The 17,354-nt window shown below is 72.2% G+C and carries 14 protein-coding genes; 12 read left to right on the top strand and 2 right to left on the bottom strand.

What is annotated here, in order from left to right:
* The first annotated feature begins 50 nt into the window (after window positions 1-50).
* On the top strand, window positions 51-935 hold the full coding sequence (locus tag CHF16_RS34350; protein WP_089330355.1) for an SDR family NAD(P)-dependent oxidoreductase: 885 nt from the start codon (window positions 51-53) through the stop codon (window positions 933-935).
* Window positions 936-1,017: 82 nt separating this feature from the next.
* On the opposite strand, the gene CHF16_RS34345 is transcribed toward CHF16_RS34350, so the two are convergent.
* Both CHF16_RS34345 and CHF16_RS34340 read right to left on the bottom strand, forming a co-directional pair.
* On the bottom strand, window positions 1,018-2,088 hold the full coding sequence (locus CHF16_RS34345) for a phosphotransferase family protein (protein ID WP_089330354.1): 1,071 nt from the start codon (window positions 2,086-2,088) through the stop codon (window positions 1,018-1,020).
* An 87-nt stretch (window positions 2,089-2,175) separates the two neighbouring features.
* Window positions 2,176-4,623, bottom strand: a complete 2,448-nt coding sequence (locus CHF16_RS34340) for an AMP-binding protein (RefSeq protein WP_143228223.1) — start codon at window positions 4,621-4,623, stop codon at window positions 2,176-2,178.
* Window positions 4,624-5,095: 472 nt separating this feature from the next.
* Here CHF16_RS34340 and CHF16_RS34335 point away from each other — a divergent pair, with 472 nt between their 5' ends.
* The 11 genes from CHF16_RS34335 to CHF16_RS34285 all read left to right on the top strand — a co-directional run bounded on the left by CHF16_RS34335 (window position 5,096) and on the right by CHF16_RS34285 (window position 17,208).
* Window positions 5,096-6,118, top strand: coding sequence for an ABC transporter ATP-binding protein (locus tag CHF16_RS34335; RefSeq protein ID WP_089330352.1), 1,023 nt, complete (start codon window positions 5,096-5,098; stop codon window positions 6,116-6,118).
* Complete coding sequence (locus tag CHF16_RS34330; protein WP_089330351.1) at window positions 6,115-7,161, top strand: ABC transporter ATP-binding protein; 1,047 nt, start codon at window positions 6,115-6,117, stop codon at window positions 7,159-7,161. Before CHF16_RS34335 ends, CHF16_RS34330 begins: the two co-directional genes overlap by 4 nt.
* A gap of 112 nt (window positions 7,162-7,273) precedes the next feature.
* Complete coding sequence (locus CHF16_RS34325; protein ID WP_089330350.1) at window positions 7,274-8,812, top strand: ABC transporter substrate-binding protein; 1,539 nt, start codon at window positions 7,274-7,276, stop codon at window positions 8,810-8,812.
* The gene (locus CHF16_RS34320) at window positions 8,812-9,900 is read left to right on the top strand and encodes an ABC transporter permease (RefSeq protein ID WP_089330349.1); all 1,089 of its coding nucleotides are present in this window, start codon (window positions 8,812-8,814) and stop codon (window positions 9,898-9,900) included. The genes CHF16_RS34325 and CHF16_RS34320 overlap by 1 nt, the downstream gene beginning before the upstream one ends.
* Window positions 9,897-10,766, top strand: coding sequence for an ABC transporter permease (locus tag CHF16_RS34315; RefSeq protein ID WP_089330348.1), 870 nt, complete (start codon window positions 9,897-9,899; stop codon window positions 10,764-10,766). Before CHF16_RS34320 ends, CHF16_RS34315 begins: the two co-directional genes overlap by 4 nt.
* Window positions 10,750-11,865 (top strand): CaiB/BaiF CoA transferase family protein, encoded by a 1,116-nt coding sequence (locus CHF16_RS34310; RefSeq protein WP_089330347.1) that lies wholly within the window; start codon window positions 10,750-10,752, stop codon window positions 11,863-11,865. The genes CHF16_RS34315 and CHF16_RS34310 overlap by 17 nt, the downstream gene beginning before the upstream one ends.
* Window positions 11,862-13,229 (top strand): CaiB/BaiF CoA transferase family protein, encoded by a 1,368-nt coding sequence (locus CHF16_RS34305; RefSeq protein WP_089330346.1) that lies wholly within the window; start codon window positions 11,862-11,864, stop codon window positions 13,227-13,229. Before CHF16_RS34310 ends, CHF16_RS34305 begins: the two co-directional genes overlap by 4 nt.
* Window positions 13,226-14,461 (top strand): acyl-CoA dehydrogenase family protein, encoded by a 1,236-nt coding sequence (locus tag CHF16_RS34300; RefSeq protein WP_089330345.1) that lies wholly within the window; start codon window positions 13,226-13,228, stop codon window positions 14,459-14,461. Before CHF16_RS34305 ends, CHF16_RS34300 begins: the two co-directional genes overlap by 4 nt.
* A complete protein-coding gene (locus CHF16_RS34295) occupies window positions 14,458-15,570 on the top strand; it encodes an acyl-CoA dehydrogenase family protein (protein ID WP_089330344.1) in 1,113 nt (370 codons plus the stop codon). The genes CHF16_RS34300 and CHF16_RS34295 overlap by 4 nt, the downstream gene beginning before the upstream one ends.
* 39 nt (window positions 15,571-15,609) lie before the next feature.
* Complete coding sequence (locus tag CHF16_RS34290; protein WP_089330343.1) at window positions 15,610-16,461, top strand: enoyl-CoA hydratase/isomerase family protein; 852 nt, start codon at window positions 15,610-15,612, stop codon at window positions 16,459-16,461.
* A gap of 96 nt (window positions 16,462-16,557) precedes the next feature.
* A complete protein-coding gene (locus tag CHF16_RS34285; protein WP_089330342.1) occupies window positions 16,558-17,208 on the top strand; it encodes a TetR/AcrR family transcriptional regulator in 651 nt (216 codons plus the stop codon).
* Window positions 17,209-17,354 lie beyond the last annotated feature (146 nt).

Raw genomic sequence — 17,354 nt, 5'->3', positions numbered from 1 at the left:
AGGCAGACCCAGCACGATCGGTCACGAGACAGTCGGAGGATGCGAAGCGCATGAACGGTCTAGAGGGAAGAGTCGCGGTCGTCACCGGTGCCGGCCGGGGCATCGGCGCCGGCATCGCCCGCCTCTTCGCGCAACAGGGCGCCGCGGTCGTGGTCAACGACCTCGGTGTGGACCTCGACGGAAGCGGCGGCGACGCGGGGCCCGCCGCCGAGGTGGCCGCGGAGATCACTCGCGCGGGCGGATCGGCGGTGGCCGACCACGGCGACGTCTCGCGGCCCGCCACCGGGGAGCGGCTGGTGCGCACGGCGGTGGAGCGGTTCGGCCGGCTCGACGTGCTGGTCAACGCGGCGGGCATCCTCCGCGACCGGATGATCTTCAACATGTCCGAGGAGGAGTGGGACGACGTCGTCCGGGTGCATTTGAAGGGGCACTTCAACACCATCAAGCCGGCGGCCGCCCACTGGCGCGAACGGCGCGGGGAGGGCGGCCACTTCCGCATCATCAACTTCACCTCCGTCTCGGGTCTGCGCGGGGCTCCGGGCCAGCCGAACTACGCCGCGGCCAAGATGGGCATCGTGGGGCTGACCTACTCCTGCGCCAACAGCCTCGCGCGGTACGGCGTCACGGCGAACGCGATCTCGCCGGTCGCCGCCACCCGGATGACCGCGTCGATCCCCAGCGGCCGGAAGAAGGCCCGCACGGTCACCGAGGACGAACGGGCCGCCGAGAACGTGGCACCGGTGGCGGCCTACCTCGCCAGTGAGGCTTCGGACTGGCTGACCGGCCGCGTCATCGGCGCCAACGGCTACGACGTCACGCTCTATAGCGACCCGGAGCCGCTCCGCGTGCTGTCCGGAAGCTCCCGCTGGGACGCCGCGGCGCTGGGGGAGTCCATGGAGAGGCTGTTCCGTCCCGTCGTGACGCGGGCGCGCTGAGGGCCCCGGCTGAAGGCGGCGCGGCCCGCCGGCACGCGCGAGTGCCGGCGGGCCGCGATCCGGGCCGATCCCCGGTCGCGGATCAGTGCTGGAAGCCGATCGTCTTCTTCTCCAGGCTCCGCGTAGCGGCCAGACCCGCCGCGAGCAGCGGCTCGACGGCATTCCCCACCTTGTCGAACCCGGCCCCGACCGTCTCTCCCCTGAGATGGCGGTAGTGGATGCCCTCGAGGATGACGGCGAGCTTGAGATGCGCCAGGCCCAGGTGGAGTTCCAGGTCGCCGAGCCGCCGGCCGCGGACCCGTTCGTAGTGCCCGAGCTGTTCCTCCGGCCCCGGATAGCCGGGGGCCAGGCTCGCCGTGGCGTCGCTGGCGCCCTGCGAGATCGCGGAGAGCCTGTCGTAGACGAGCAGCAGCGCGAGGTCCGTGAGGGGGTCGCCCAGGGTCGCCATCTCCCAGTCGATGACCGCGGCGACCGTCTCGTCGCGCACGAGCAGGTTGTCCAGGCGGTAGTCGCCGTGGACGATCGACGCCTCGTCCCGGCCGGACGCCCGGGTCGCGACACCGGCCTGCAGGCGGCGCAGCAGCGTGTCGGCGTCGGGGAGGTCGCGGGTGCGGGACCCGTCCAGCTGCCGTCCCCACCGGCGCACCTGCCTGGCGAGGAAGCCGGCGGGTCGCCCGAAGCCGGTCAGCCCGACGCCGGCGGGCACCACGGCGTGCAGTTCGGCCAGGACACCGATCATCTCCAGCGCCACGCGCCGGGTGCGCTCGGGTCCGAGCGGCTCCAGCTGCTCGCGACGCCGGTAGGCCGTACCGCGCACCTCCTCCATGACGTAGAACGGGGCCCCCAGCACGGTGTCGTCCTCGCAGAGGGCGAAGGTCTCCGGGACCGGTACGGCGGTGTCCGCGAGCGCCCTGATGACCGTGTACTCCCGGGCCATGTCGTGGGCGGTCGCCTGGACATGGCCCAGCGGGGGCCGCCGCACGATCCGGGTGGTGGTGCCGTCGGACACGGCGTAGGTGAGGTTGGACTTCCCTCCGGACAGCATCCGGACGGTCAGGCCGGGGCCGAGGTCGCCGGGGCGCCGCGCCCGGTACCAGGCGGCGAACCGTTCGAGGTCCAGTCCGGGCACGGGCCCGGCGCTCGGGGACGCCATCAAGCGCCACCCCCCGACGCCGCGCCCCCATCGAGGACGACCGTGCGGCCGGTCGGCCAGGACGCGTCCGCAGACCGCGGGAAGGCGTCAGGCATGCGCGGACTCTCCCGCCCGGCCGGTCCGGCCGGTGGCGACGGACACGGCCTCCGTGCCGGCCGTCGCCTCCGTGCCGCGGGCGGCGGGCGGTCCGGACCGGAACCGGATGACCATCTCCTGGGCGCTGGTCGCCACGAGCCGGCCGTCCTCGGAGAACATCGAGCCGGAGCCGAGCGCGCGGGCCGCCCCAGCCGACGGGCTGGTGCTGACGTAGTGCACCCACCGGTCGGCGCGCCCGCTGCGGTGCAACCACACGGCGTGGTCGAGGCTGGCGCCGGAGGTCGTCTCCCGCGGCACGGCATGTCCCCGGAAGGCGGCGCGCAGGATGGTGTAGTCGGACATGTACACGACCAGGACGCGGTGCAGCAGCGGGTCGTCGGGCAGTCCGGTGGGCACGCGAAGCCAGACCTCCGATGGAGCCAGCGGGCCGGGCGGTGCGCCCTGGGGGCCCTCACGCAGTTCGACCGGGCCCGCCGGCGTTCCGTCGTCGGAGGCGCGCTCGGCGAAGGGGTACCGGGCAGGCGCGTCTTCGGGTGGCGTCGACGACCCCTGCTCGGGCACCTGGTGGGCGAGGTGGTCGGGCTCGCCGCGCTGCATCGAGCAGGTCACCGTCCCGATGATCTCCTCGCCCTGCCGGGCGTCGACACGCTGGAGGTGGAACGAGCGGCCCGCGCGCAGCGTGGTCACCTCGTACCTGATCGGGGCGGCGGGGTCGCCGACACGGGCGAAGTAGCCGTGCAGCGAGTGCAGGGCCACGTCCCCGGGAGCGGTTCGCGCCGCCGCCACGGCGGCTTGGGCGAGGAGCTGCCCGCCGAAGACCCGGTGCGTGGGCCGGTCCATGCTCAGCCCCACGAAGGTGCGCTCGCCGACCCGGTCCACGTCCAGTACCCGCAGCAGGCGGTCGACGGCCGCGGAACCCGTCCTGAGATCCCGCCACCGGTCCCTGCTCGGCAGGACCAGCCGTCCGTCGGCGGGCCCGCCCGGGAGGCGGTCCGCACGCAAGGCGGACCGGCGTACCTTGCCGGCCTCGTCGCGCAGCGGCCGGTCCACGAACTCGTAGGCCCGCGGCCGCTTGTACGCCGCGAGCAGCGGCCGGAGGTACTCGTCGAGCTCGTCGGCCGGGGGTGGAGGCCGGTCGCCGACCGCCTCCACCAGGGCGACCGTCCGCTGGCCCAGGTCGTCGTCCGGCAGCCCGACCACCGCGCAGGCGCGGACGCGGGGATGCGACTCGAGGGCGCCTTCGACCTCGGCGGGGTAGATGTTGGCTCCGCCGCTGACGATGCAGTCGGTGGACCGGTCGGCGAGGTACAGGTAGCCGTCCTCGTCGTACCAGCCCAGGTCGCCGAGCGACTCCCACCCCTTCCGGCCGCGCGGCTCCGCGCCGATGTAGTGGTAGGTGGATCCGGGGCCGCCGGCGGGCATGAGGAAGACCTCGCCGACGACGCCCGGCGGCACGACCCGGCCCTCCTCGTCCTGGACCTCGAACCGCGAACCGCGGATGGCGCGCCCCACCGATCCGCGGTGTTCGAGCCACTCCCGGCCGGTGATGCGGGTGACGCCCTGGCTCTCGGTTCCGGCGTAGATCTCGACGACCCGGTCGGGTCCCAGCCAGTCGATGAACTCCAGCTTCAGCCGCGGCGGACACGGGCCGCCCACGTGGACGAGCGTGCGCACGGAGGAGACGTCGGCGCCGGCGAGGCGTTCCTCGGGCAGGCGCCGCAGGCGGTTCATGTGGGTGGGGACCATCTGGAGCCACGTGACGCGATGCCGCTCGATGAGATCGAGGGCGAGCCCCGGATCGAAGCGGGGCATGATCACGAGCCGGTTGCCGGAGAACAGCCCGCGGGCCGAGTAGATGAACGCCGCATTGTGGTACAGCGGGCCGCAGACGAGGTGCACCCCGTCGGCGTGCATGTAGTCCACGTCGGGGGACTCGGGGTCGTAGTGCGGGTCGTCGTGACTGACGATGAGCTTGGGCTTGCCGGTACTGCCGCCCGAGGTGAGGGCCTTCCAGTACGTCGGGACGACATCGGGCAGCTCTCCGTCGCCGAGGCCCGGGTCGGGGACGAAGCCGGCCGGAAGCGTGGCGAGGCCCTCGACCGCCTCGCTCCCCACGAGAAGGGCGGGACGGGCCAGGTCGAGCACGCGCCGGCGCTCGGCCTCCGGGAACTTGTGCGACAGCGGCATGACGGTGCCGCCGAGCTTCCAGGCGGCCACGCAGGCGCAGAAGAACTCCGCGCAGTTGGGCAGGGCGATCGCGACCGTGTCGTCCTTCGCGACGCCGGCCGCGGCGTAGGCGCGCGCCAGCCGGTTGGTACGGCGATGCAGTTCGGCCCAGGTGATCTGCTCGGAGCCGTCGCCCGCCACCAGAGCAGGCTCGTCGGACTTGGTGGTGGCGAAGTGGGAGAAGAGCCGGCCGATGCTCATCCGAGAGGCCATGTACGTCCTTCCGTCGACGACTCGTCCGTGCCGGACGAAGCGGTGATGGGAGCATCACCCGGCGGACTTTATTGCATCGCTAGTGCATATTAGTCGGCGCGGGGATGGCCTGCCAATCCCCGTTGCCAGCCCTTGACGTGCGCCCGATTCGCATGTTCAGCTGCAGTTTTAGTGCATGTTCCTGGCGAGGGGGTGGCCGAGCTTGGCGCACCTGCGGTCTCCGTCCGGTCGGCCGCGCCCGCCGACCCGCGTGGAGCGCGGTGCGGGCCGCCTCGCGCGGCGGTGAAGGAGCGACTGCGGCCTGGCCTGCCCGGGATCGCCGCGGCGGGCGCGGCGCCGCCCGGCCGCGACCGGGCGCCGGGTGGCACTGGGCGGGCGCGAACCTCGGGCCAACCCCTTGACAACCTGTGACGACGGCCACAATAGTTTATGCACTGTCGATGCATATTTGCCTTCGATCGGAGGTGGCCCGATGGCCACAACGGGTACCGTCCCGCACGCCGACACGACCGGGGACGCCGGCGAGGCACTGCTCGAGGTGCAGGACCTCGCCGTGTCCATCGGCGGCCACCAGCTGCTGTCCGAGGTCTCCCTGACCGTCCGGCCGGGCCAGATGGTCGGGCTGGTCGGCGAGTCGGGGTCCGGCAAGACCCTGACCGGGCTGAGCCTCCTCGGGCTGCTGCCGGCCCACGCGTCGGTCCGGGGAAGCGTCCGCTTCGACGGCGTCGACGTGCTGAAGGTCGACGAGGACCGCCTGCGGCGGATCCGCGGAAGCGAGATCAGCATGATCTTCCAGGAACCGCGCGCGTCGCTGCATCCCTCGCGCCCGGTGGGCAAGCAGCTCGTCGACGTGATCCGGGCGCACGAGCCGGTGCGCGTCGCCGACGCGCGTCGCCGGGCCGTCGACATGCTCGGCATGGTCGGCCTGCCGAACCCGCGGCGCACCATGGACTCCTACATCCATCAGTTGTCGGGCGGCATGTGCCAGCGGGTGCTGATCGCCATGGCCCTCGTCTGCCGGCCGCGGCTGCTGGTGGCCGACGAGCCCACCACCGCTCTGGACGTCACGATCCAGGCCCAGGTCGTCGCCCTGCTCCGGCGCCTCGCCCGCGAGCTGGATCTCGGCGTCCTCCTCATCACCCACAACCTGGGCGTGGTCTCCGCACTGTGCTCGCGCGTCGTGACCATGTACTGCGGCCAGGTGGTCAACGACGACGATGCCGAGCGGCTGCTGAGTTCACCGCAGCATCCCTACACCGCGGCGCTGGTGCGCGCCTCGGACGTGAGCCTGGAGAACCCGGACGACTGGAGCGGCATCGCCGGGGCACCGGCCAACCCGGCCCACCCTCCGGAAGGATGCCGGTTCCATCCGCGCTGCCCCTATGCGGAAGAGCGCTGCGGCCGGAGCGCGCCGGCCCTCGAACCGGCCCGGCACGGTGGCCGGACCCGATGCCTGCGCAGTGACGACCTGGTGCTTCCGGGGGTCGGAGCATGACCGTCGACAGCACTCCGGCCGCCCGCGAGCGGCACCAGCGGCAGGCGCCCGCGTTGCGGGTCCGTGACCTCGTCGTGCGCTACGGCGGCCGCCGCGACGCCGTGCACGCCGTCGACGGCGTCGACATCGACGTCGCGCGCGGCACGACGCTGGGCGTCATCGGCGAGTCGGGATCGGGAAAGTCCACGCTCGCCAAGGCCATCGCGGGACTGGTCCCGGTGACCGCCGGGACCATCGCGATCGCCGGCCCGGACGGGGACCTGGTTCCGGCGGACTCGTCGGTGGGACGCGGCGGCCAGGTTCAGATGATCTTCCAGGACCCCGTGCTGGCGCTGAACCCCGGCCGGCCGGTCTGGAAGAGCGTCGTCGAGCCCCTGACTCCGCACCGGCCGACCGTCCCCCGGCAGTTGCGCGACCGTGCCGTGGAACTGCTGGGAGAGGTGGGCCTCGGCCCCGAGATCGCCGACCGGCGCCCCGGCCAGATGTCGGGCGGCCAGCGCCAGCGAGTCACCATCGCCCGGGCGGTCGCCTCCCGTGCCCCGCTGATCATGTGCGACGAGCCCGTGGCGGCGCTGGACATCTCGCTCCAGGCCGGCGTGCTGCGCCTCCTCGACGAGCTGCGCGCCGCGTTCGACCTCACCTACGTCTTCATCTCCCACGACATGTCGTCCATCGCCCGCATCGCGCACGACGTCGGTGTCATGTACCTCGGCCGGCTCGTCGAGATAGGCCCGGCGCGCGAAGTGCTCCAGGCGCCCCGGCACCCCTACACGCAGGCGCTGATCCGGGCGGTGCCGCGAGTCGCTCCGGACGCCCGCGGGTCGGAACCGCACCTCCTCGAAGGAGAGATCCCCGACGCGCGCCGCCCGCCCTCCGGCTGCCGCTTCCGCACCCGCTGCCCGTTCGCCCAGGACATCTGCGTCCGGGAGGAGCCGCGTCCGGAGACGGTCGACGAGTCCGAGGCGGCCGGCGGCTCGGCGCACCGGGCCGCCTGCCACTTCTGGCGCGAGATCCGCGCCGGGACCGCCGCGAGGTCGCGCTGACGCCGGCGCACCGACGCCGACGGCGACCACCCGGTAGAGGCCACAACCGTCCGAACCCCATCCCACCCGACCGTCGTTCCGGAGAGCCCAGACCGATGAAGGAGTATCTCCGATGAAGCAGCGACCCCACCGTCACGGACTCGGCATCGTCCTCACCGCCGTGCTCGTCTCCACCCTCGCCGCCTGTGGCTCCGGCTCCGACGGCACGGAAGGCAAGACCACGCTGCGGACCCTGCAGAGCCTCAATCCGAGCCAGTTCGACCCCTGCGGGCCGGCCAACGGATCCGAGCTGTCCTACATGACGGCCATCTACGCTCCGCTGATCCGCACCGATCCGGGCTCGGGCAAGCTGTCCCCCGGCATCGCGACGTCCTGGAACTTCTCCGACGGGCTGAAGACCCTGACGCTGAAGCTCAAGACCGGTCTGAAGTTCCAGGACGGCACCACGCTCGACGCGGCGGCCGTGAAGAAGAGCGTCGAGCAGTGCCTCGCCCTCAAGAACCAGCAGATACCGGGCTTCGAGTCCGTTGAGGCGCAGGGCGCCGACACGGTCGTCTTCAAGCTGTCCGAACCCGGCGCGGGCCTGCCCGACCTGCTCGGGTCGCGCATCGGCCTGATCGCGTCCCCCACGGCGCGGGACAAGGCCGGCGACAAGTACGGGGCCAGACCGGTGGGCGCCGGGCCGTTCCGGCTGACCGGGTTCGTGCCCGGCTCGTCGGTGACCCTGGACAAGTGGGACGGCTACCAGGAGGCCGGTCTGCCCGCGGCCAAGGTCGACCGCATCACGTCGCAGATGATCAGCGATCCCTCCGCGCAGGTGGCGGCGCTCACCGGGGGCCAGGCGGACTTCGCCTGGCGCCTGGACTACTCGGCCCCCCAGGCGCTGCAGGGCACGGACGTCCACTCCGAACACAGCCTCGGGGTCTCGTTCAGCGACCTCAACGTCGACCGGAGCCAGGGACCGCTGCGGGACAAGCGGGTGCTCCAGGCGATCAGCTACGCGATCGACCGCTCCGCGCTCGCCAAGACCAACACCAGCGGCCTGAGCGACGTGGGGGCGCTGCAGCCCTACCCGCCGGGCCACGCCTTCCACTTCGACGAGCTCGACGGCCGCTACCCCTACGACCCCGCCAAGGCCAAGCAGCTGCTCGCCGAGGCCGGCCACCCCGACGGCCTGACCCTGAGAGGCGTCTCGCTGAGCTCCCCGGCGTTCGTCAACAACGGCGTGGTCATCTCCGACCAGCTCGCCAAGGTGGGCATCAAGGTCCGCTTCGAGTCCAAGGACATCGGCGACGCGACCAAGGGCTTCTACACCGAGCACAAGTACGACCTGATGTCGACCGGCATGAACTCGGGGCCCGACTGGCTGAGCATCTACCGGCGCCTGCTGACCACGAAGTCCAGCGGGAACGCGGGCAACGTCCCGGTGCCCGGCGGCGAGGAGGCCGTGGCGCGGGCGAACGCGGCGCAGGGCGACGAGCAGCTGAAGGAGGCTCTCAAGAACGCCCACCGGGTGATCCAGGAGGAGCTGCCGATCATCCCGCTCTACTATTCGCCCACGGTCACGGCCTGGACCGGGCGCGTCACCGGCGGTGCGGCGGCGATAGCCATCAACGGTGAGGCCGACCTGACCGCGCTCGGACTGAAGTGATGGCGCGGCCGACCGGCGCCGCGGCGGCGCGAGAGGACTCGGCCGGCGACCTGAAGCGGCCGGCCGCGACCGAGGCGGCCCCGACCCCGGAAACCGAGCACCGCGGCCGCGGCAGGGGCCTGGGAGGCCGGGGGACCTTCGGCAGGTTCCTCCTCGTGCGGCTGCTGCTGTTCCCGCCCACGGCGGTCGGGGCCGGCCTGTTCACCTTCCTCCTCGTCAAGATCATTCCCGGCGGCCCTGCCTACGCCCGGCTGGGCGAGAACGCGACGCCGGAGTCGGTGGCCCTGGTCGAGCACCAGCTCGGGCTCGACCGCCCGCTGCCGGAGCAGTTCCTGGGATGGCTCGGAAAGGCGCTCATCGGTGACTTCGGGACGTCCTTCCAGACCGGCTACCCGGTGTCGGAGGCGATCGCGGAGACCCTGCCGGTGACGCTGGAGCTGACCTTCATCGCGATCCTGGGGACCTGCCTGCTCGCCATCCCGCTCGGGGTCTTCGTGGGCAAGCGGGCCACCCGGCGGTCCGGCCGGTGGATCCGGAGCGTCTCCGGGCTGGGGCTGGCCGTCCCGGACTTCTTCGCGGCCCTGGTCCTGATCACGGTCTTCTCGGTGTGGCTGCGGCTGCTGCCGAGACTCGGCTTCACACCCTTCTCGCAGGATCCCGTGCAGAACGTCTACCACATGATCCTTCCGGCGATGCCGATGATCCTCGGCGGCGGCGCCATCGTGATCCGCCAGGTCGGCGCCGCGATGGCCGACGCCATGGCCAGCGACCATGTCCGGACCGCGCGGGCCATGGGACTGTCCGACCGGAAGGTCACCTGGCATTACGCCTTCCGCTCCGTGCTGCCGACGATCCTGAACGTCGTCGGCCTGCTGGCGCTCGGGCAGCTCGGGGCCACCCTGATCCTCGAGCAGATATTCGTGCTGCCCGGCCTCGGACGGACCCTCGTCACCGCCATCGGCCAGCTCGACTTCCCGGTCATCCTCGGTGTCGTCCTCGTCTTCGTCTTCATCGCCCTGCTGGTGAACCTCGTCGTGGACATCCTGGCCGGGCTGGCCGATCCGGCGATCCGGAAGGGGGCGTCATGAGCCGCGGGCCGGCGCGCGGGCAGCGGGCGGTGCCCCTCGGCGCGTGGATCTCGATGGCCGTGCTGGCGGTGCTCCTCCTGGCCGCGGTGCTGGCGCCCTGGATCGCTCCACACGACCCGCTGGCGCAGGACCTGGCGAACAAGCTGCAAGGTCCGAGTGCCGACCACCTGCTCGGCACCGACCGCTTCGGCCGCGACGTGCTGAGCCGCCTCATCTGGGGCGGGCGGAACGCCTTCGGGGGCGTGGCGGTCTGCATCGCGGTCGCCATGCTGCTGGGCGTGCCGTGGGGGACCATCGCCGGTTTCTGGCCCCGCTACGTCGGCACGGTGCTGATGCGCATCTCCGATCTCATGATCGCGTTTCCGCTGCTGGTGCTGGCGATCGCCATCACCGGTTCGCTCGGCGTCGGCCTGATCACCTCGATGGTCGCGGTCGGGCTCGTCCTCGCCCCCAACACCGCGCAACTGACGCGGGCGGGCGTGCTGGCGGCCCGCGAGCAGGACTTCGTGGCCAGCGCCCGGCTCTCGGGGGTCTGGACGCCGATCGTGCTGATCCGGCACGTGCTGCCCACGGCGCTGCGGCCGGTCGTCATCCAGATGACCATCTATACCGGCCTCACCTTCGTCATCCAGGGAGCCCTGGCGTTCCTCGGCCTCGGTCCCCAGCGGCCGACGCCGAGCTGGGGGAGCGACCTCAACGACGCCTACTCGCAGATCCTGTCGGCGCCGCTCCTGATCCTCCCGCCCGGCCTGCTCCTCGGCGCGGTGGTCCTGTGCGTCTACCGCATCGGCGACTCGCTGCGCGACCGGATGAGCTCCGACCTCTCCACGGACCACCGAAAGGAGAACGATGTCGTCGTCGCCTGAACCGCTGGGCCGGGCGGTCTCCCCGCTGGAGGGCGTGGTCGTCCTCGACCTCAGCACCTCGGTGGCCGGTCAGTACGCCGGCCGGATGCTCGCGATGAACGGGGCGGACGTGGTGCTGGTCGAGCCGCCGGGCGGCACTCCCACCCGCCACCGGGGACCGCGCGCCGACGGCGACTCGTTCCTCTTCCGGCACCTCAACCAAGGCAAACGGTCCATCGTGCACGATCCCGGCTCCGCGGCCGACCGGAGCGCCCTGCGGGAGCTGGCCGGCCGCGCGGACGTGATCCTGCGCGACCAGGGGACGGAGGCACTCGGTGGAGCCGGGGAGCAGCTGATCGACTGTGTCGTGGGAGACGCCCCCGAGGGCTCCCTCTACGGCGGCTGGCAGTTCTCGGAGATGATCCACCAGGCGCTCGGAGGCGCCATGAAGACCACGGGCCTCGCCGATCGCGCACCGCTCTACGGGATCGGTGAGCGAGCCTCCTACGCCGCCGGGACCACGGCTTACATCTCCGTGGTGTCGGCCCTGTACGAGCGCCGCCGCTCCGGAACCGGGCAGCGCGTGAACGCCACCGTCTTCGAATCGCTGGCCGCGATGGGGCAGAACCTCGTCAGCCAGTACAGCTACAACGGCACCCACGGCACCCGCCGCAGCTACCCGGGCTTCCTGGCGATGCTGCGCTGCGCGGACGCGTGGATCGTGCTCTTCGTGATCCGGAACTGGCCCACGGTGTGCAGGGTCTTGGAATGCGAGCACCTCCTCGACGACGCGCGGTACCAGACCTCGGCGGACCGGCTGCGGCACTGGGAGGAGATCGTCGCCGTCCTGCAGGAGCGCGCGGCGGGGCGCCGCGCCGACGAGGTGGTCGAGGCGTGCCAGCGGGGACGTGTCAGCGTCGAGAAGGTCAGCGGCCTGGGCGATCTCCTGGAATCCGAGCAGTGGCGGATCCGGCGGGTGATGTCGCGGGTCCGCGGCCCCGGCGGCGAGGAACCGGCCGTGCGGTCGCTCTTCACCATCGACGGCGCCGTCACGGAGGTCCGGTCGCCGAGCCCCCGGCTGCCGGCAGCCCGCTCCGAGAACCGGCGGAGGTCCGCGTGACCGCCGCCCCGACCGCGCCGCCGCCCGGATCCCGCACGCCGGCCGGGCCCCTCTCCGGCGTCCGCGTCCTGGAGTTCACCACCGCCTGGGCGGGGCCGTTCGCCGGGCGCTGCCTGGCCTACCTCGGCGCCGACGTGATCAAGGTCGAGGCACCCGGGCACCCCGACTCCTGGCGCGGTACGCGCCGCGGCGGCGCGCCGATCTACTATCCCGAGTCCGAGCCGGGGGAGGACCCGCAGAACCGCAGCGTCCTGTTCAATTCCCAGAACCTCGACAAGCGGTCGCTCGCGCTGGACCTCAAGCAGGCCGGGGCCATGGACGTGATGCACGACCTGGTGCGCCGCTCCGATGTGCTGCTGGCGAACTTCACCCCCGGCGTCCTGGACCGCCTCGGCATCGGCCGCCGCGACCTCGCCCGGGTCAACGACCGCATCATCGTCGTGGAGATGCCTGCCTTCGGGCCCGGAGGGCCGTCCTCCTCCCACCAGGGGATGGGCAAGACGATGGAGCCCGCGGCCGGGATGACCTCGCTCATGGGCTACCCCGACGGCATGCCCGTCCTCACCGGGCCCGCCCTGATGGACCCGGTCGGAGGGCTGAACGCCGTCGCCGCGGTCGTCTCGGCCCTGGAACTGCGGGAGCGCACCGGGCGGGGCTCGCAGGTCCTCGTGCCCCAGGTCGAGGCCGCGGCCTCCTGGATCGGCGAGTACATCCTGGAGCAGGTCGAGACGGGATCGACGTGGGCGCCCGACGGGAACCACGTCCCCTACGCCGCCCCGCACGGGGCCTACCCCTGCGCGGGCGAGGACGAATGGGTCGCGATCGCGGTGCGGGACGACCGGCAGTGGCGGGCCCTGTGCACCACGCTCGGGGCGCACGGCCTCGCCGACGACCCCGCCTTCCGCCGTCTCGACGACCGCCGGTCCGCCCAGGAACTGATCGACGCCGTCCTGGCCGAGCTCACCCGTGAGCACGACAAGGCGGTGCTCGCCGAGCGCCTCCAGGCGGCGGGGGTGCCCGCGGCCCCGGTCCTCGGCGGAGACGAGATCGCCGAGAGCCCCGCGATGCGCGAGTGCGGGATGGTGGTCGATCTCGACCACGCCGCGGTCGGCCGGCGCGCCTACAGCGCGCTCGCCTTCCGGCATTCCCGGACACCGGGCTCGCACCGCCGCGCCGCGCCCCTCTTCGGTGAGCACAACGACGAGGTCCTGCGGGACCTCCTCGGCTACGACGCCGGGCGCGTCGCGGCCCTCCGCGGCGCCGGCGCCGTCGCCGACGCCCCGGCCGCCGACACCGACACGCCGCACGTACCCCGGGCCGATCCCGCACCGGCCCGGACCGCACGAGAGGAAACGAGCCGATGACGGTGCTCGAATCGGACATCTCCCCGATCCCGTACAGCGACGTCGCGCTGGAGTTCCGCGCCGAGATCCGGGAGTGGCTGGAGCGCAACGCCCCGGCGCATCTGCGGGGGGCGGAGGTGCCGCGCGTCCCCGATCCAGAGCTCAAGACGCACCTCGACAGGTGGGCGGACACGCTCACCGAGGCGGGTTACATGTGCGTCGCCTGGCCCCGGGAGTACGGGGGCCGCGGGCTCTCGGGCGTGGAGGTCGCGCTGATGAACGAGGAGTTCGCGCGTGCGGGCGTCCCCCGCCTGACCCGCGGCATGGGGGAGAGCCTGGTGGGCCCGGCCGTCATCGCGCACGCCACCGAGGAGCAGAAGCGGCGGGTGCTGCCCCCGATCATCAGCGGCGAGCACGATTACTGCCAGGGCTTCTCCGAGCCCGGTGCCGGCTCGGACCTGGCCGGGTTGCGCACCCGCGGTGAGATCGACGGCGCCGACCTGGTGATCAACGGCCAGAAGATCTGGACCTCGGGCTACTACAAGGCGAACTGGATGTTCTGCCTGGTCCGCACCGACCCCGCGGCGCCGAAGCACCGCGGTATCAGCTATGTCCTGCTGCCACTGCGGGTGGACGGCGAGCCCAACGGCGTGGAGTTCCGTCCGATCAAGCGGATGACGGGTCAGGCGCTCTTCGCCGAGACCTTCCTCACCGACGCCCGGACGCCGCTCACCAACGTCATCGGCGGCCTCAACGAGGGCTGGCGCGTGGCGATGACCACGCTCGGGAGCGAGCGCGGCGGGAGCGCCACCACGCAGCACGCCGCCTTCGAGAGGCAGTTCTGGCGGCTGGTCGGCGAAGTCCGCGAGCGCGGGCTCGGCGACGACGTCCGGGTGCGCGAGCAGCTGGGCTGGGCATGGTCGCAGATCCAGGTCATCCGGGCGACGGGACTCGGGCTGGTCGCCGACCTCGCCGCCGGAGGCGCCGGCCAGGGGCTGGCCAACGGGTCCACGAGCAAGATCCGGTGGTCGGAGTTCCAGCGCCGGCTCACCGAGATCGCCCTGGACCTGATCGGACCGGACGCGCTGCTCACCGGACCCGGCTACGAACTCGACGAGTGGCAGGACGACTTCCTGGCCGCCCGTTCCCACACGATCTGGGGAGGCACCGCGGAGGTGCAGCGCAACATCATCGGAGAGCGCGTCCTCGGCCTTCCCAAGGAGCCCGCGCCCGCGAAGGAGGCCGCGCGATGAGCCTGGCGATCACCGAGGAGCAGGAGGCGCTCCGGGAGACGACCCGGCGCTTCCTCGCCGCCGCGAGCCCGCTGACCCGGGTGCGGGAGATCATGGAGACCGAGACCGCCTTCGATGGCGAGCTGTGGCGGCGGATGTCCACCGAGCTGGGAGCGGCCGGCCTGGCCGTGCCGGAGGAGCACGGAGGCGCGGGACTGGGCTTCCAGGAGGCCTCGTACCTGGCCGAGGAGACGGGCCGCGCCCTGGCCCCTAGTGCGCTGCTCGCCACGGTCGGCCTCGCCGTGCCCGCCCTCAGGGCGGGGACCGGTGACGCCGCCGCCGCGCTGCTGCGGAGGATCGCCGACGGGTCGGCGGTCGTCAGCGTGGCCTGGCTGGCACCCGGCGCCCTGTGGGACTCGACCGCCGAGGCCGCCCGGGCGCGTGACGGCGAGTCCGGGTGGACCGTGTCGGGAGGCTTCTCGCCCGTCCTCGACGGGGCGGCGGCCTCCGTGCTGCTGGTGCTCGCCGAGGGCCGCGACGGCCCGACCCTGTTCGCCGTCGAGACCGAGGCGCCGGGCGTGCGCGTCCGTGCGCTCCCGGCCCTCGACCAGACGCGGGGATTGGCGCGGGTCGACCTCGCCGACGCGCCGGCGACACCGGTGTCCGCTCCGGGACGCGGCCGCGATGTCCTCACCCTCGCGCTCTCCCACGCCGAGGTCCTGCTGGCCTCGGAGATGGTCGGCGGAGCCCAGGCATGCCTGGACATGAGCGTGGCGTACGCCAAGGTGCGAGAGCAGTTCGGCCGTCCGATCGGGTCGTTCCAGGCCATCAAGCACAAGTGCGCCGAGGTCCTGGTCGAACTGGAGGGCGCGCGTGCGATGACGCGGTACGCCGCCTGGTGCGCGGAGGCCGCGCCGCACGAGCTGGGCGAGGCGGCGGCGATCGCCAAAGCCACCGCCGCCGACGCTTACTTCCGCGCCGCCGCCGAGAACCTCCAGATCCACGGGGGGATCGGCGTGACGTGGGAGCACGACGCCCATCTCTACTTCAAACGGGCCAAGGCCTCCCTGATGCTGTTCGGCGACGTGGGCGCCTACCGCCGGCGCATCGCCGACCTCATCGGCATCTGACCCCGGCCGGCCCCGGCCGCCCCTTCCTCAGGAGGACGCGTGACAAGCACCCCTGCACCCGACTACGAGTCGATCCTCGTCGACCGTGATGGCCCGATCGGCATCATCACCCTCAACCGGCCCGACCGGCTCAACAGCTGGGACTGGCTGATGTCAGCGGAGATCGGCCACGCACTGGGCCGTTTCGAGGCCGACGACGCCGTCCGGGCGGTCATCCTGACCGGGGCCGGCCGGGCCTTCTGCGCCGGAGCCGGCCTGCTGCCCGCCGGCCGCACGTTCGACGGCTCGCTGACGCGTGCCGAGGCCGAGGCGCGATACCCCGGCCCGCACCGCCCCGCCGACCGCATCCGCACCCCCGTCATCGCGGCCGTGAACGGGCACGCGGTCGGGGCCGGGATGACGATGGCGCTCCGCGCCGACATCATCGTCGTGGCGGAAGAGGCCAAGCTCGGGTTCGTCTTCAACAGGCGGGGGGTGATCCCCGACGCCGACCTGCTGTGGAGTCTGCCGCGCCTCATCGGCTACTCCCGGGCCATGGACCTGCTGCTGACCGGGCGCATCTTCTCCGGGGCGGAGGCGGTCGGGCTGGGCATCGCGTCCCAGGCGGTGCCGGCCGAGGAGGTGCTGCCGGCCGCGACCCGGATCGCCGCCGACATCGCGGCGAACGTCGCGCCCGTCTCGGCCGCCATCACCAAACTCGTCGCGCGGCGCTTCCTCGAGGAGACCGACCGGAGCGCGGCGCTCGAGCTCGAGCGGGAACTCTTCCGATGGGCGGGGCGGCAAACGGACGCGCCGGAGGGAGTGAACGCCTTCCGAGAGAAGCGGCCGCCGCGGTTTACGCTCTCCAAGACGAAGGACTTTCCGGTCCACCTTGTCGATGACAATATTTGATCGCCACCGGCGAATGTCCAGAGGCAGGACCACCGAGTGGTCCTGCCTCCTGGCGTCCGCCGCTCATGGGAAAATCCCTTCAGGAGGTATTACGGCATGAGTTCGCGCGAGGCGGCGTCGTCCGGGAAGCCGGCGGCCGACGGCCGGACGCTGAGGGCGCAGCGGACGAGAACATCCATCGTCGACGCCAACATGGCACTGATGATGGAGGGCAACCTGCGGCCGACCGCGGCCCAGGTCGCCGAGCGTGCCGGCGTATCCCTCCGTACGCTGTGGAGCCACTTTCCCGACCTCGAGAGCCTCTTCGCCGCGACGGGGGAGAAGACCCTCCAGGTCCAGTACGCCCACTATGCAGTCATTCCCGCCGATCGGCCCCTGGAGGAGCGCGTCAACGACTTCTGCCGGCAACGGGCGGCGATGCTCGAATCGATCGCCGGCGCCTCCCGTGCCGCGCAGGTGCGCCTTCCGTTCTCGGCGCAGCTGAGGCGGAACCGCAGACGGCACAACGAGCGGCTGCGCACCGACATCGGCCTGACATTCGCCCCGGAGATAGCGCTGGCCGGCGCGGAGGCCGACGAACTCGTGAGCGCCCTGATGGTGGCCTGCACGTGGCCGACGTGGATGGGCGGCCGCGACGATCTCGGCCTCTCCGTCGCGGAGGCCACGCAAGTCATGATCCGCATGGTGATGGTCATCCTCAAGGACGTCAAAGAACAGGCCAAAAGGGACGGGAATGATGTCAACTGACCGAATGCGCCCGATGTAACGCATGCGAGCGTTTTCCTTCAGTTCATCCCGGAGCCCATTCCAACCTGAGTGTGCAGGTCACAGGTTCGTCGTGGGTGACGGAAGTGGGCTGCGAATGAGTGAAGCTCCTGCTAGATGAGGTTGTC

This window comes from Actinomadura meyerae, from assembly GCF_900188445.1.
Taxonomy (GTDB): domain Bacteria; phylum Actinomycetota; class Actinomycetes; order Streptosporangiales; family Streptosporangiaceae; genus Spirillospora; species Spirillospora meyerae.
The sequence above is the reverse complement of the archived record's forward strand: the minus strand, read 5'-3'. Positions and strand labels throughout refer to the sequence as shown.

Excerpts from the sequence above, each read along its gene's own strand:
- CHF16_RS34350 (WP_089330355.1), top strand. The coding sequence starts at position 51 with ATGAACGGTCTAGAGGGAAGAGTCGCGGTCGTCACCGGTGCCGGCCGG.
- CHF16_RS34345 (WP_089330354.1), bottom strand. The coding sequence starts at position 2,088 with ATGGCGTCCCCGAGCGCCGGGCCCGTGCCCGGACTGGACCTCGAACGG.
- CHF16_RS34340 (WP_143228223.1), bottom strand. The coding sequence starts at position 4,623 with ATGGCCTCTCGGATGAGCATCGGCCGGCTCTTCTCCCACTTCGCCACC.
- CHF16_RS34335 (WP_089330352.1), top strand. The coding sequence starts at position 5,096 with ATGGCCACAACGGGTACCGTCCCGCACGCCGACACGACCGGGGACGCC.
- CHF16_RS34330 (WP_089330351.1), top strand. The coding sequence starts at position 6,115 with ATGACCGTCGACAGCACTCCGGCCGCCCGCGAGCGGCACCAGCGGCAG.
- CHF16_RS34325 (WP_089330350.1), top strand. The coding sequence starts at position 7,274 with ATGAAGCAGCGACCCCACCGTCACGGACTCGGCATCGTCCTCACCGCC.
- CHF16_RS34320 (WP_089330349.1), top strand. The coding sequence starts at position 8,812 with ATGGCGCGGCCGACCGGCGCCGCGGCGGCGCGAGAGGACTCGGCCGGC.
- CHF16_RS34315 (WP_089330348.1), top strand. The coding sequence starts at position 9,897 with ATGAGCCGCGGGCCGGCGCGCGGGCAGCGGGCGGTGCCCCTCGGCGCG.
- CHF16_RS34310 (WP_089330347.1), top strand. The coding sequence starts at position 10,750 with ATGTCGTCGTCGCCTGAACCGCTGGGCCGGGCGGTCTCCCCGCTGGAG.
- CHF16_RS34300 (WP_089330345.1), top strand. The coding sequence starts at position 13,226 with ATGACGGTGCTCGAATCGGACATCTCCCCGATCCCGTACAGCGACGTC.
- CHF16_RS34295 (WP_089330344.1), top strand. The coding sequence starts at position 14,458 with ATGAGCCTGGCGATCACCGAGGAGCAGGAGGCGCTCCGGGAGACGACC.
- CHF16_RS34285 (WP_089330342.1), top strand. The coding sequence starts at position 16,558 with ATGAGTTCGCGCGAGGCGGCGTCGTCCGGGAAGCCGGCGGCCGACGGC.